This window comes from Pandoraea captiosa, assembly GCF_902459775.1.
In the GTDB taxonomy this organism is placed as follows: Bacteria; Pseudomonadota; Gammaproteobacteria; order Burkholderiales; family Burkholderiaceae; genus Pandoraea; species Pandoraea captiosa.
On record NZ_CABPSQ010000002.1, the window covers coordinates 880,287 to 894,117 of the forward strand.

General features: G+C 63.7%; 12 protein-coding genes. 3 read left to right on the top strand and 9 right to left on the bottom strand.

Annotation, left to right across the window (positions count from 1 at the left end; all coding sequences use genetic code 11):
• Window positions 1-3 precede the first annotated feature (3 nt).
• The gene (ligD, locus tag PCA31118_RS09225) at window positions 4-2,607 is read right to left on the bottom strand and encodes a DNA ligase D (RefSeq protein ID WP_150624914.1); all 2,604 of its coding nucleotides are present in this window, start codon (window positions 2,605-2,607) and stop codon (window positions 4-6) included.
• Between the two features lie 8 nt (window positions 2,608-2,615).
• Window positions 2,616-3,569 carry a non-homologous end joining protein Ku gene (ku, locus tag PCA31118_RS09230; protein WP_150624915.1) on the bottom strand — a complete coding sequence of 318 codons (954 nt, stop codon included), beginning with the start codon at window positions 3,567-3,569 and terminating at the stop codon, window positions 2,616-2,618.
• 202 nt (window positions 3,570-3,771) lie between these two features.
• On the opposite strand from ku, the gene PCA31118_RS09235 reads away from it, so the two are divergent.
• Together PCA31118_RS09235 and PCA31118_RS09240 are read left to right on the top strand one after the other, a co-directional pair.
• Window positions 3,772-4,491: a hypothetical protein gene (locus PCA31118_RS09235; protein ID WP_246190147.1), complete on the top strand. Its 720-nt coding sequence runs from the start codon at window positions 3,772-3,774 to the stop codon at window positions 4,489-4,491.
• A 40-nt stretch (window positions 4,492-4,531) separates the two neighbouring features.
• The gene (locus PCA31118_RS09240; protein ID WP_150624916.1) at window positions 4,532-4,783 is read left to right on the top strand and encodes a hypothetical protein; all 252 of its coding nucleotides are present in this window, start codon (window positions 4,532-4,534) and stop codon (window positions 4,781-4,783) included.
• A gap of 76 nt (window positions 4,784-4,859) precedes the next feature.
• Here the strand turns inward: PCA31118_RS09240 and PCA31118_RS09245 are convergent, their stop codons facing one another.
• From PCA31118_RS09245 to gtdA, 6 genes are all read right to left on the bottom strand, one after another.
• A complete protein-coding gene (locus PCA31118_RS09245) occupies window positions 4,860-5,801 on the bottom strand; it encodes a 2-hydroxyacid dehydrogenase (RefSeq protein WP_150624917.1) in 942 nt (313 codons plus the stop codon).
• Window positions 5,802-6,103: 302 nt separating this feature from the next.
• Window positions 6,104-7,447, bottom strand: coding sequence for an MFS transporter (locus PCA31118_RS09250; RefSeq protein WP_150624918.1), 1,344 nt, complete (start codon window positions 7,445-7,447; stop codon window positions 6,104-6,106).
• Between the two features lie 133 nt (window positions 7,448-7,580).
• Window positions 7,581-8,798 (bottom strand): 3-hydroxybenzoate 6-monooxygenase, encoded by a 1,218-nt coding sequence (locus PCA31118_RS09255; protein WP_150624919.1) that lies wholly within the window; start codon window positions 8,796-8,798, stop codon window positions 7,581-7,583.
• Window positions 8,799-8,839: 41 nt separating this feature from the next.
• Window positions 8,840-9,481: a maleylacetoacetate isomerase gene (gene maiA, locus PCA31118_RS09260; protein ID WP_150624920.1), complete on the bottom strand. Its 642-nt coding sequence runs from the start codon at window positions 9,479-9,481 to the stop codon at window positions 8,840-8,842.
• Window positions 9,482-9,490: 9 nt separating this feature from the next.
• Entirely contained in the window at window positions 9,491-10,189 is a 699-nt protein-coding gene (locus PCA31118_RS09265) for a fumarylacetoacetate hydrolase family protein (protein WP_150624921.1), read from the bottom strand.
• 135 nt (window positions 10,190-10,324) lie between these two features.
• Complete coding sequence (gene gtdA / locus PCA31118_RS09270; protein WP_150624922.1) at window positions 10,325-11,362, bottom strand: gentisate 1,2-dioxygenase; 1,038 nt, start codon at window positions 11,360-11,362, stop codon at window positions 10,325-10,327.
• Between the two features lie 201 nt (window positions 11,363-11,563).
• On the opposite strand from gtdA, the gene PCA31118_RS09275 reads away from it, so the two are divergent.
• Window positions 11,564-12,514, top strand: coding sequence for a LysR family transcriptional regulator (locus tag PCA31118_RS09275; protein ID WP_150624923.1), 951 nt, complete (start codon window positions 11,564-11,566; stop codon window positions 12,512-12,514).
• 158 nt (window positions 12,515-12,672) lie between these two features.
• Here PCA31118_RS09275 and PCA31118_RS09280 read toward each other — a convergent pair whose 3' ends face one another.
• The gene (locus PCA31118_RS09280) at window positions 12,673-13,704 is read right to left on the bottom strand and encodes a ParA family protein (protein ID WP_174990404.1); all 1,032 of its coding nucleotides are present in this window, start codon (window positions 13,702-13,704) and stop codon (window positions 12,673-12,675) included.
• Between the last annotated feature and the right edge of the window lie 127 nt (window positions 13,705-13,831).

Genomic DNA, 13,831 nt, shown 5'->3' on the forward strand with positions numbered 1-13,831 from the left:
ACTTCACTTCGCCAACCGGTCCAGCACCGCTTTCGTCACCCGTTGCTGCGAGGCCTTCTCGTAGTCCGCCCACGGGTCGCGTTTCAAGGCTTCGAGACGGTCCACGGCGTTGTGCACGTTCCACGCGTCGGCGCCGGGCAAATCGGACAATTCCTCCCAATGCACCGGCATCGATACGGCCATGCCTTCGCGGGCGCGGGCCGAATAAGCGCACACGGTCGTCGCACCCCGATAGTTGCGCAGATAGTCGATAAAACACTTCCCGACGCGATGCTTCGGCCCCATCGTAGCCGTGAAGCGATCCGGGAAGACTCGCGCCATGTGCTTGGCGATGGCTTCCGCAAAACTCTTGGCCATGTCCCACGTATGGCGGCGCGCAAGCGGCGTCACCACATGCAGGCCCTTGCCCCCGCTCGTCTTCACGAAGGCCGCGAGGCCCAGTTCGTCCAATAGTCCGTGAATGAGCTGTGCGCCCTCCACGATCTGTGCGAACTCGACACCCTTGCCCGGATCCAGATCGAAGATCACCCGGTCCGGACGCTCGATCCGGTCACTGCGTGCATTCCACGTGTGAAATTCCACCGAACCCATCTGCACGGCACCGACGAGACCCGTCACGTCGTCGATCTGCATCAATGGCTCATGATCCGGATCGAGCGATGCGTCCAGCATGCGCACGCCGGTCATCGTCTTCGCCGCGTGCTTCTGAAAGAACATCTCGCCGCCGATGCCCTCCGGCGCACGCAGGACCGCCACCGGACGGTCCGCCAGATGAGGAAGCATCCACCGGCTCACGGCGTTGTAGTAATCGGCCAGGGCCAGCTTCGTCACGCCCGAATGCGTGTCCATGACGCGATCGCCGTGCGAAATCTTCATGGGCAACGAGGCGGTGCGCGTTGCCGTAGTGGTGGTGGTCTTCGCTGTGTTGGCTGATGCCTTGGTCGCGGCGTTGGGCATGGCAGGCGTCTCCTTCGAATTGGCAGAACCGGCAGAACCGGCAGAACCGGCAGAACCGTGGCGGCGCACCTCCCGACGAATGTCCTTCGCCGGTTTGTCGTTGCGCAGTGCGACGAATGAGGCCTGACGCACGTGCGCATCGCGCGTCCATTCGGCAAAACGGACTTCGGCAACGAGTGTCGGCCGTAACCAGTGCACCCGCGCCCGGCCGCCCGGCCGCGGTGCTGGCGACAAGGGGGGCGTTGTCGTCTCGGCGGCGTCCAGTTGCTTTCGCAGGCGCAGCAGCGCGTCGGTATCGAAGCCGGTGCCGACTTTGCCGGCGTAGCGCAACGTCTTGCCGTCGTCATCGTAATAGCCGAGCAGCAGTGCGCCGAAGCCTTGCCGGGCGCCTGTCGGATCCGTGAACCCGACCACCACGAACTCCTGGCGTTGCGAGCACTTCAGTTTGCGCCAGGCATCGCTTCGTCCGCTCACATAAGGCGAGTCGTCGCGCTTGACCATGATGCCTTCCAGCCCGGCCTCGCAAGCGCCATGCCACAGCGAGACGAGATCGCCGGCGACCGGCTGGAGCACGCGCACAGCATCCGTGTGCTTGCCGTCGAAGAGCGCGGTGAGCATGGACTGTCGCTCGCGCAGGGGCGTCTCGCGCAGATCCTGTCCGTTACACCATGGCAGATCGAAAACATAAATGACGATATCGCTCTGGGCGTTTTCGTCGAACGCGCGTTGCAGCGCCTGAAAGTCCGGTAGCCCGTGTTCGTTCGCGACGACGGCCTCCCCGTCGAGCCACGCATTGGGCAACCCGCGCAACCTGAGTTTTCGCAATGCGTCGACTGCGGGCTGGAAGCGATGCGTCCAATCCTGTCCCGAGCGGGTAAAGACCCGAATGTCGTCGCCCGCGATACGAATGAGTACGCGATAGCCGTCGAGCTTGATCTCGGCATGCCATCCGTCGGAGTTGGGGGCTTGATCGACTAACGTCGCCAACATGGGACGCATGTCGTCAGGCGGCATTGTCGAAGACCTGCGCGCGTTGACTGGTGTCTCCGGCGTCTTCGCAACGGGCGCCGATGCGGCGTCGTCATGTCGATGGATCAGCAACCACTGAGACTGTCGCGCGGGCTTGTCGGTGCGCACCAGCGTCCAGTGTCCGCTCAGCCGTTTGCCATGCAGCGTGAACGACAATTTGCCGTTCGCGTAGTCGCGCGACGCGTTGCCGTCGGGTGTCCACGTGCCGCTATCCCAGATGTCGACGTGTCCTGCGCCGTAGTTACCTGCAGGAATGTCGCCTTCAAAGTCTGCATAGGCGAGCGGGTGATCCTCGACCTGAACGGCCAGACGCGGGCGACTCACGTCCGGACTCGGTTGCTTGGGCAACGCCCACGAGCGGAGTGTCCCGTCGAGCTCAAGGCGGAAATCGTAGTGCAGATGACTCGCGTCGTGGCGCTGGATCACGTAGCGCAGCGCCGGCCCACGTGCCGCACGCTTGCCGCGCGGTTCGGGTGTCGCGCGGAAGTTGCGCTTGGCGTCATAGGCCGCGAGCGGGTCGGCCGAACTGGCGCGTCGCGCCTTCGCTTTTCTTTGCGCTTGCGCTTTCGCCTTCACCTTTGCCTTGGCTTCGGAGGGCGTGCTTGTGCTGTGTCTTGGCATGGTCGCGCTCACCGGCTTTTTGCAGTTTTGGTGCGTTTGGACGCGGCCTTGCCCGCTGCCGTTTTCCTGACTGCTGTCTTCCCGGCTGCCGTCTTTTTGCTGGTCTTCTTCGTCGGCTTCTCTTCCACGTCTTCGGCGTCGAGTGTGGCGCTCTCGCGCTTGCCCTTCGTGCCCAGGCTTTGCTTGAGCAGCGCCATCAGGTCGGTCACGTTACCGCCGGAGAGCTTGGGCGCACTGGCCTCGATCTGCGCGACTTCGCGCGTTTGACCCGATGCGATCTTGCGGTCGATGAGCGCCTTGAGGTCATCCTGGAACGTGTCGTGATAATCGCCGGGGCGCCACGGCCCGGACATTTCGTCGATCAGCCGGATCGCCATGTCGAGCTCACGATCGCCGGGGGCGGCGAGCTTCCCCAGCTTTTCCTTGGTAAGGCCGACTTCGGCGGGGTCGCGCATCTCGTCCTGCCATCGCAGCGTGTCGAGCACGAGCGCGTCGCCTGCAGGGGCGAGGACGGCCAGATGCGCACGGGTGTGCATGACCACGCGCGCGATGCCGAGCTTTCCCGCGCGGACGAGGGCCGCATGCAGCAGCGCGTAAGCCTTCGCGCCGCCACGCTCGGGAACGAGGTAATACGGCGTGTCGAGATACATGAACGAGACGTCGGACGCATCGACGAACGCGAGAATGTCGACCGTTTGCGTCGCGGCAGGATTCGCCGCGCGAATTTCGTCGTCGCTCAATACGACGTAATTGCCCTTCTCGTATTCATACCCGTGCACGATCTGATCGCGAGGCACTTCCTTGCCGTTTTCCTTGTTAACGCGCTTGTACCCGACCGGCGACATCGTGCGTTTGTCCAACCAGTCGAGATCGAGTTTGTGCGTTGTCGACGCAGGAAACAGCGTGACCGGGACGTTGACCAGCCCGAAGCTGATGGCACCTTTCCATATCGCGCGAGCCATAGATGCTCCCAAGGTGGGGTTCGATGCGAAGGTCTTGCCGCATGTCGATGCGATCCAGCGCAGCGGGGAACGGTTCCCCTGCATTGATTTTCTCAATGCCTGATCGGTGACCAACAGAATTCCTTGATGAAACAAACGGGTGACGGCTCCATCCCACAGGAATCGATTCACGTATTCACGAAACCAGCTTAGGGAGGTGGTGATGGCGATGATCGTGGCAGGACGCTTTACGACGTTCGATCAGGCAAACCTCGTGGCCAGCCGGCTATACGACCGTGCGTTCCGGCCATCCGATGTTTCAGTCTTCTTCTTGAATCCCACCGGTCAGCACGCCAGATTTCCAATAGGGGGCGACGTCGACGCAGACGCGGCCGCCCGCCCTGCGGGCAAGGGCGCGGCGCAGGGCGTGATCGCGGGCGGCGCGTTCGGACTCGCGTTGGGCGCGCTGCTGTTCGCGGCCGTCTGGCGCTTCTGGCTGGTGCCCGTCGTGGGCATGATGGCTGGCGCCTATCTCGGCGCGTTTCTTGGTGCGCTGCAGCGCATGCGCAGCCGTGAGCGTGTGTCGGCACGCGAGGCGGGGATGAGAGACGCCGGCGTGATGCTTGCCACCCACGTGAGCGAGTCGACGGTCGGCACGGCGATTGCCGTGCTGCGCGATGCTGGCGCCGCCGAGATCGAGCAGGCGGACGGTGTATGGGAAGGCGGCGAATGGCGCGACTTCGATCCCGTCAAACGCGCGCACGACCTGCCGGACGAGCGCGTGTCGAGCGCTCAGGCCGCACGCGCCGAGCCCACCGTGGGCGTTGCCGCGAACGACCGTACCGTGGCGCCGGCAGCATCCAGCGGATCCGCAGGATACGGCGAATCCGGCGATCGTTCCGACGCCACGCGCCGAAGCCCTCGGCGCACCGACTGGCTGTAACATCTGCCGCAACACCCGATGAGCGCCAAGGAGTTAGACCATGTTGTCGATCCACACCGGTTTCGTCGTATGTCCCACCTGCAAGGCGCGCTTTGCCGTGGCCGCAAGTGAGCCGAGCGTCCAGTCGTTGTACGACTATCTCCATTCGGAAGCCGAAGTGAAATGCCCGACGTGCAATACGCGCTTCGCGACGGGCACTGCGCGCAGCAGCATCGAGTTCGAGCCCGTCAACGACGGCGTGACGCTCTCACCATCACCGGAAAGAAGTCTCGACGGGCTCGACAATCACTAAGCGTGCATGAACGCGCATGAACGAGTATGAACGAGCATGAAGCGCGCGTCACCGTTCAGAACGGGCTCAGGTGCGCTCAGAGCGGCGTCATCACGGGCTCGCCCGCCAGGTGTCGGCGCGTATTCTCAAGGAACATCGTAACGGTCGCCGCTTCCGCCTCGGGCGAGCGTCCAGCCACGTGCGGACTCAGCACGACATTCTGCAAGTCGATGAGTGCTGCGGGCGGCGCGGGTTCGCCTTCGTAGACGTCGAGGCCCGCCCCGGCGATGATGCCGTTGCGCAGCGCGTCGGCCAGCGCAGCGGTGTCGACGACGCTGCCGCGCCCGAGATTCACGAGGAAGCCGTCCTTGCCCAGGGCGCGCAGCACATCGGCGTTGACCATGTGGTGCGACTCCGCGCCGCCGGGCGCCGTCACGACGAGCATGTCGGCCCACGTGGCAAGCGACAGCACATCATCGAAGTAGCGGTAGTGCGTCGGCAGATCGTCGCGGCGATTTCGGTTGCGGTAACCGATCTGCATGTCGAAGCCTTCGGCGCGCTTGGCGAACTGGCGTCCTACCGCGCCCAGGCCGATGATCCCGAGTTTTTTGCCCGCAACGCCCGGTTGCATCGGCAGCGCGTCGCGCCACACGCCCTTGCGGCAAGCGGCGTCGTACTCCGGGATGCGGCGCATCGCGGCAAGCAGCAGCGCAAAGCCCTGGTCCGCCACCGTCGGCGCATTTGCCCCGGCGCCGTTGACGGCAACGATGTTGCGCGCCCGCATGGCAGGCACATCCAGATTCTCGAAGCCCGCGCCCAAGGCACTGACCAGCTCCACATTCGGCAGGTGCGTCAGTTCGGCCGCGCTCATACCGCGCGAACCGTTGGTGAGCACGAAGCGCGCACGTTGGCCCTCTGCACCCCAGCCTTCCGGCGTGGAATGGTGACTCGGGCGATAGATCACTTCGAAACGGGTTTGCAGTTCGGACAACTGCTCGGGGTGCATCGGGATGATGACCAGCAAGGGGGGCAGCGACACCTTCAATCTCCGTCTGGGGGTATTGGGATTGACGGCGTCGGGGCCGCGCGGGCCACTCGCGTTCGCCGTCAGACGACACTCTATCCCTATCCGCGACGAATTGCGCGACGCAACACGAAGCCCATGGCTCGCTGCACGGAATTGCGGCGACCCGACGCAGACCCGACAGCCAACGGGCGTCATCGCGGGATGCGCATGACGCCCGTTTGGGGTTCAACGTCGAGGTGAACGGATTGTAGTGGGTTGCGCGTGTCGAAACGCTCAGCGCTGCTCTGCCGTTCGCTTTCCCATTCGACCCGACATCAAACGGCCGCGCCGATCGCGACGGTGGCCTGACGGTGACGCAAGCGGCCGAGCGTGAGCATCGTGAGACCGGCGAGCACGGCCGGCACGCCGATGGCTGCGAACAGTGCCGGCATCGACCAGCCCATGGCCAGCATCGAGGCTCCGCCGACCGATCCGACCACCGACCCCATGCGCCCAACCCCGTTGGCCCAGCTCACGCCCGTGGCACGGCAATCCGTCGGGTAGAACTCGGCTGAGAGCGCGTTCGCGCCGACCTGACCGCCGGATACGCAGAAGCCCGCCCAGAAGACCGCGACCGACGCGAGCACCGGCGAGCTCGCCAGCGGACCGACCGCTGCCACGCAAACGCCTGCAAGAACATAGGCCGCCGCGAGCACGTAGTGCGGATTGAAGCGATCCATCAACCAGCCGAGCACGATGGCGCCCAGGGTGCCGCCGACCTGGAACATCGCGGTGACAATGGCCGCGTTGCGCAACGTCAGTCCATTCGTGCGAAGCAGCGTCGGCAGCCAGCTCGAGAGCAGGTAGATCACCAGCAGGCTCATGAAGAACGTGACCCAGAACAGCAGCGTGCCGCGCAGCAGTTCGGGCTTGAAGAGATGACGCACGGGCGACGTGGTCGAGGGCTTCGTCGCCACATTGAACGTTGCCCCACGCAAATCCTCATGCGGTGCAATGCGTTGGAGCGAGGCCGCCACGCGTTCCGGCGATTTGCCGGCCATGACCAGATAGCGCACCGATTCGGGCAGGGCGCGCATCAGAATCACGGCGAGCGCGATCGGCATGACACCGCCGACGATCAGCACCGAGCGCCAGCCGAAGGCTTCGATGAGGCCGGCGGAGGCGAGCCCGCCGAGCGCCGATCCGAGGGTGAAGCCGCAGAACATGGTCGTCACGAGGAACGAGCGGCGTGAGTCGGGGCAGTACTCCGAGGTCAGCGTAATCGCGTTGGGCATCGCACCGCCGAGGCCCAGTCCCGTCAGGAAGCGCAACACGATGAGTTGCCAGAGTTCCACCGACCACGCCGACGCCAGGCTTGCCACGCCGAAAAACAGTACCGAGAAGATGAGAATCGTCTTGCGGCCAAGCTTGTCGGCAAGCGGTCCGAACAGGAACGCACCGGCCATCAGGCCAGCCAGACCTGCGCCGAAGAGCGGCGCGAGATGGGCCGGCGTGAGTGACCATTCCGCGCGGATGGCCGGCGCGATGAAGCCGATGGCGGCGGTATCGAACCCGTCGATGGCCACGATCAGGAAGCACAGCACGACGATCATCATCTGGAACCGCGAGATGCGATGCCGGTCGATGAACGCCGTTACGTTGATGGGACTGGCTGGCATGGTTGTCTCCTCTAAGGTGCCAGAAGCAGCGCGACGGCAAGCGCGCGTCGCGCTGCGGGGACCATCGGCGGTTGTTGTTTTTGATTTCCGCGCAATGGGTGATACGGGGGAAGCCAGTGCTACACGCGCCGACTTACTCGCTCGTCAGCCACGGGGTCTGCGACAGGCAGTTTTCGGCGCGCCAGCCGTGCAACCATTGCAGGGCGTCGTAGAACTGCGTTTGCGTACGGCCCTTCCACAACGAGTTGCGCACCCAGCGATCCACGCCCTTCGCGTGGTAGACGCGCCCCATGTCGCGCGCGCCATACAGCACGCGGGCTGTGCGGGGGATCCGGGCGCGCTCGTAGTGTTGGAACGCCTGCGTGAAATCGCCGCGCGTCGCCGCGTAGGCGGCGCCCAGCGTGACGGCATCTTCCAGCGCCTGACAGGCGCCTTGCGCGATGTATTGCGTCATCGGATGCGCTGCGTCGCCCAGGATCGTCGCGCGACCGAAGCTCCACTGCTCGACCGGATCGCGGTCGGCAGTGGCCCATCGACGCCACGACGTCGGGCGATCGAGCATCTGATGCGGCAGCGCATCGATGCCTTCGAAGTACGACAGCACTTCTTCCTTGCTGCCATCGCGCACGCCCCAGACCTCCTGCTCGCGGCTGTGGAAGGTGACCACGAGGTTGTATTGCTTGCCGCCGCGTAACGGGTAGTGCACGAGGTGGCAGTGCGGGCCCGCCCAGACGACGGGCGCATTGACCTGCAAATCCTTCGGCATGTTCTCCACGTCGACCACGGCCCGGTAGACGACGTGACCCGTCACGCGGGGTTCGTCGCCGATCAGCGCAGCGCGAACGGCGGACTTCACGCCGTCGCAGCCGATCACGGCATCGGCGGTGTGGCGCTCGCCGTGTTGATCCGTCACGGTGACGCCGTTGGCGTCCTGATCGAGCGAGACGACGCGCGTTGCCGTGCGGAACTGAATCAGCGGATTGCGCTGCACGGCCTCGAGAATCGACAGATGGATGTCGGCGCGATGAATCACCGCGTACGGATTGCCGAAGCGTTCGCGATACGGCGCACCCACGTCGACCTGAGCGATGATGCTGCGATCGATGGCGTCGCGCAGGGTGATGTGATCGGTAAAGACCGAACGCCCACGCGCCGCTTCCCCAACGCCGAGCGCATCGAGCGCAGCGAACGCGTTGGCGGCGAGCTGGATGCCGGCGCCGATCTCGCCGATGGTCTCGGCCTGTTCCAGTAGCTCGATGCGTACCCCCTGATTGGCGAGGGCGAGCGCGGCGGCCAGACCGCCGATGCCACCGCCCACCACGAGCGCTTTGGGTTGATGGGATTGCGTCATGCTTGTCTCCTCGGGCACTCTGCGGCCCTCGCTGCTCATACTTATGCCGTGTAGTCCGGCTGACGGCTCGGCGCTGCCGCGATGAATGCCGGATGCGTCACCGCCTTCTCGTAGACCGCCATCGCGCGCGGATACGGCGACAGGTCGCAGCCCATGCGTTGCGCGTTGGCAATCTGCGGAATCAGGCAGACGTCTGCGAGCGTCGGCGCGTCGCCGAAGCACCACGCGCCATGACCATGCCTGAGGAGCAGACGTTCCACTCCGGCCATGCCCTCGGCCACCCAATGGCGATACCAGGCGTCTTTCTGCTCGGCAGACAGCCCGAGCGGCCCTTGCAGGTACTTGAGAATGCGCAGGTTGTTCACCGGATGAATGTCGCAACTGATGAGCATTGCGAGTTCGAGCACGCGGGCACGCGCCTCGATGTCCTGCGGCACCAGTCGCGTCTGCGGGTACTTCGCGTCGAGATAGTCGAGGATCGCCAGCGACTGCCCCAGCGAGAAATCGCCGTCGACGATGGCGGGCACCGTTGCCGACGCGTTGACCTCGTCGACGTACGGTTGTGCACGATGCTCACCCACACGGATATTCACCGGCACGGTGTCGAAGGCCAGCCCCTTGAGGGCGAGCGCGATGCGCACGCGGTACGAAGTCGAGCTGTTGAAGAAACTGTAGAGCTGCATGGACGAACCTCAGACCACGCGCACCGTGATTTCGCCGAGTCCTTCGACGGCGGTGACCATCGTCTCGCCGGCCTTGACCGGGCCTACGCCTTCGGGCGTGCCGGTGTAGATCAGGTCGCCGGGCTCCAGTCGGAAGAATTGCGACAGATACGACACCGTCTCGGCGACCGACCAGATCAGGTGAGTGATGTCGCTCTTTTGCTTTTGAACGCCGTCGACCGTCAGCGAAATACCGGCCTTCTCGATGTGACCGACGCTCGACACGGGATGGATCGGACCGATCGGCGCCGAGGCATCAAACGCCTTGCCGATTTCCCACGGACGGCCCATCTCGCGCATTTTCATTTGCAGATCGCGACGCGTCATGTCCAGACCCACGGCATACCCCCACACGTGCTCCAGCGCCTGATCGAGCGCAATGTCCGAGCCGGCCTTGCCGATGACGGCGACCAGTTCGGCTTCGTAATGATAGTTGCTCGTCTGGGCCGGGTACTGCAGTTCGAGCGTGTCGCCGTACGCAACCGGCACTACCGCGTCGGCGGGCTTGCAAAAGAAGAAGGGCGGCTCACGATCCGGATCGAAGCCCATTTCGCGGGCATGCGCGGCGTAGTTGCGGCCAACGCAATACACGCGGCGCACGGCGAACAGGTCTTGGCTGCCGACAACGGGAATGCCGACGACGGCCGGCGGAGTGAAGACGTAGGACATGGTGGTTGACTCGTCGAATGAAGGAGAAGACGGGGGCCGCCCGGGCGGCCGGTGTTTAGCTGGTGCGAAGGGGTGTGTCGCTCAAACGCACGGCTCGGGTGTACGACTCAAGTGCACGACTCGGAGGTGAACGACTCAGGTGCGAGACTCGCGCAGCAGGTTCAGCGCGGCGAGCACGGGGCGGTCGGAATAGCTGAACAGCACGGCGTCGTCGAGCGCGGCTAGCTGCACGGGCGCCCACGACGGCACCACGAAGTGATCGCGCGGCTCGAACTGGAAGACCTCGTCGCCGATGCGTGCGGTGCCTCGCCCCTCGACCACGGAGAAGACGGTCGCGTCGGTGCTGCGGTAGGTTTTGCCCTGGAAACCGGCCGGCAGGTATTGCATGAACGTCGCCATCGTCGGCATCGGCCAGCCGCCGGTCGCCGGGTTGACGTAGCGCAGCTTGATGCCGTCCCACGGATCGAGTTCGCCGTTGCGGAACAGGGTATCCAGCGCTTCGCGCGAGCGCGCGTACGGATAGCTGAAAATCGGTGAAGTCGGATCGCTCACCTTGTGGTGCACGGGCAGCATGTTGTAGCCGTATCGGGCAAAGCTGTCGCCTTCGGGGCGCTGCACCGGTTGTTGCGATTCCGGGTAATTTTCGGCAAAACCGGCGTCGAAGTATTGAACGAGCGGAATATCGAGTCCGTCGAGCCACACGACCGGCTCGCCGTCGGCGGGGTTGCCGTGGTCATGCCACGTCCACGACGGCGTGATGATGAAATCGCCCGGGTGCATGGTGGTGCGCTCGCCGTTGACGGCGGTCCACGCGCCACGGCCTTCCACGATAAAGCGCAGCGCCGACTGGGTATGACGGTGGCTCGGCGCGATCTCCCCCGGGAGAATCAGTTGCAGACCGGCGTACAGCGAACCGGTGATGCTCGACGAGCCGGGCGTGCCCGGGTTTTGCAGAATCAGCACGCGTCGCACGGCTTCTTCGGCGCTGATGACGCGTCCCGCTTCCATGACCAGCGGACGCACTTCGTTGTATTTCCAGATGGCGGGCACCACGCGCGGGCGCGGTTGCGGCGGCACGAGACTGTGGAGCGATTCCCACAGGGGAGCCATGTGGTTACGACCGATGTGTTCGTAATAGGCGGCGCGTTCGGCGCTGGGGGCGCGATCGGACATGCTTGTCTCCATGTTGGATGGGAGCCCGGTCTGCTCGTCTAGCGAGCGCTGCCATGCGGACTGGCCGTGGCTTTCGGGTCTATGGATAGCGTTATACTCGGCGAGACATATTATTTGAAATGAATAAATCATCGGATCCATACGAAAAATCATATGGGTTGGGTGATTTAGGGGTATCGCGGAGGAGTTGGGAGATCGCGTATGGATTGGACGCACCGATTGCGTTTGCGTAATTTGCAGATGCTGCTGACACTCGCGCAGACCGGGAACATGAGCCAGTCTGCGGCATTGCTCAATACGACCCAGCCCGGGCTTTCCAAATGGCTCAAGGATCTGGAGGACGATATCGGCCTGCCGCTGTTCGAGCGTCAGGCGCGGGGGCTGCGTCCGACGTCTTATGGTGAGGCGTTGATTCAGCATGCACGGCGTATCGAAGCGCAACTCGATACCGCGCGCGACGATCTCGACGCCATGCGCGAGGGCGGCAGCGGACTGGTGGCGATCGGCACGTCCGGGGCGTCTTCGGCGGACACGGTGCCTCTGGCGGTGCTGCTGCTCTTGCAGCGGATGCCACGTGTTCAGGCGCGGGTGGTCGAAAACACGATGGATCGGTTGATGAACCAGTTGGCGCACAGCGAGATCGACATCGTCGTCGGGCGTTCGGCCCCTGAGTTGCAGGACCGCAATGTGCGCGCGCAGGCGTTGTACCTGGAGCCGTTGCACTTCGTGGCGCGTGCCCGGCACCCGGTGTTTTCGATCGCGCAGGTCGACTGGTCCGACATGCAGCGTTACCGCTGGGTCGTCTGGCCGCGCGGCACGCCGATTCGCAACGCGCTGGAGGCGGCGCTGGCCGAGGCCGGGTATCCGTTGCCGAACGACACGGTCGAATCGAATTCCACCATTCTCAATCTCACGCTGCTCAACAACAGCGACATGATCGGCCTGGCATCGCATCGCACGGCGAGTCGGCTCCAGGCGTTAGGCGCGCTGCGCATCGTGCCGTTACGCCTGGCGGGCTTCGGCGGCGTCTCGATGTATTGGCGCGACGACGGCGCAAATCGCGCGGCCGTGGCCGAAGCCCTCGAATGCCTGCGCTCTGCGGCGACCCGATCGACCGGGGACTTCATCGAGGGGATCGGGGGGGAGGGGTGAGGGCTGAGGGTGATGAAGGCTAAGGGTGAGGGCGTTAGCGGTTGCGGGTTAGGGATGGGGGCGCGCCGCCTCGTGTGAGGCGGTTTTGGCGAACGTAGTCGTACACGCTGGTGAGCGCGTCCACATCGTCCATGTTGGATCGGAAGGAAACCAGTGCGTTATGCATATTCCATTAAAGCGTCGAGTGCGGCAGTCAGATTCTGGAATTGGGATCGCAAAAGGTCGCGCCGGGCACTGCCGTCCGGGACATGATGTCGGATGTCCTCAAGATCCTGATCCGTGAGCGCGAGGGGCGCAATGCCAACGTCGATGGCTTTGGCAAGCAATCCACTGAAGTCCACAATCTCTTCGAGAACGTATCCGTTCGTATGACACCTTTGTGAATACTGCTCAGGTGCAAGGGTCATGCCCCGGTCGCGAATATGGGGAAAGAAGTCATCGAGCACCACCGACTTGATGTCATCGATGGTGTGCCCAGCAGGCGCTTTCGTCCGTCCGATGCGGTTATCTACTTGATGAAACAGTATCCCGGCGAACTTCGGCGTGCCGGGGCGAAGCGCATAGATAGCGTCTTCAAGTTCGCGGAAGGTATTGCGCTTCCACTGAAGCCAGCGCGAAACCGTATATTTCATCTTTTTCAGCGCTAACCACGAGAATCGATCCAACGTTATCGGCACCACAAAGTAATCGCTGTGCAGGAAGAGATTTTGATTGATGGCACTGAGTCCCGCCGCGAGGTTGATGAGTGTGATGTCGATGTCGTATTTGCGCTCGCTCAATTCGATCAGCCGGTTGAACGCGCCGGGGGTGTTCTGAATTGAAGGAAGTCTGTCGCCTGCGTCCTGAACGAGCGTCAGATAGAGGTCGCAGTCGGATAAATTCGGATGACCGGCCAGCACGCGAAGATTCGAAGATCGCGAGGCTGCCGGACAGTCGATCGGCTTGATGAGCAGCGGGTCCATGACGAAGGCTGCGCTGGTGCCGTCTTTCAGGTTGTGTCGACGCGTGCGCTCGTTCGAGTAATGCGCATCGAAGTCGTCACGCAGAATCAAGCTGGTCAGATCGCATTTCGGATCCGCATCGACCAGCAGCACGCGATATTTCTCTGCGAGCGACCAGCCGAGGTTATAGATCGGCATCGTGTTGCTTACGCCGCCGCTGGGGTTGAACAGCACCAGACGCTTAACCATTTTTCGCTCCTGCGTGGATGAGATGGGGGGGCGAGCATGCGGCGCCAAATGTTGCAGAAACCGCGACTGCCAGGACTGCAAATTCATCACGTCGAGATCCGTAATTGAAGAGAGCGCACAGTCTCGC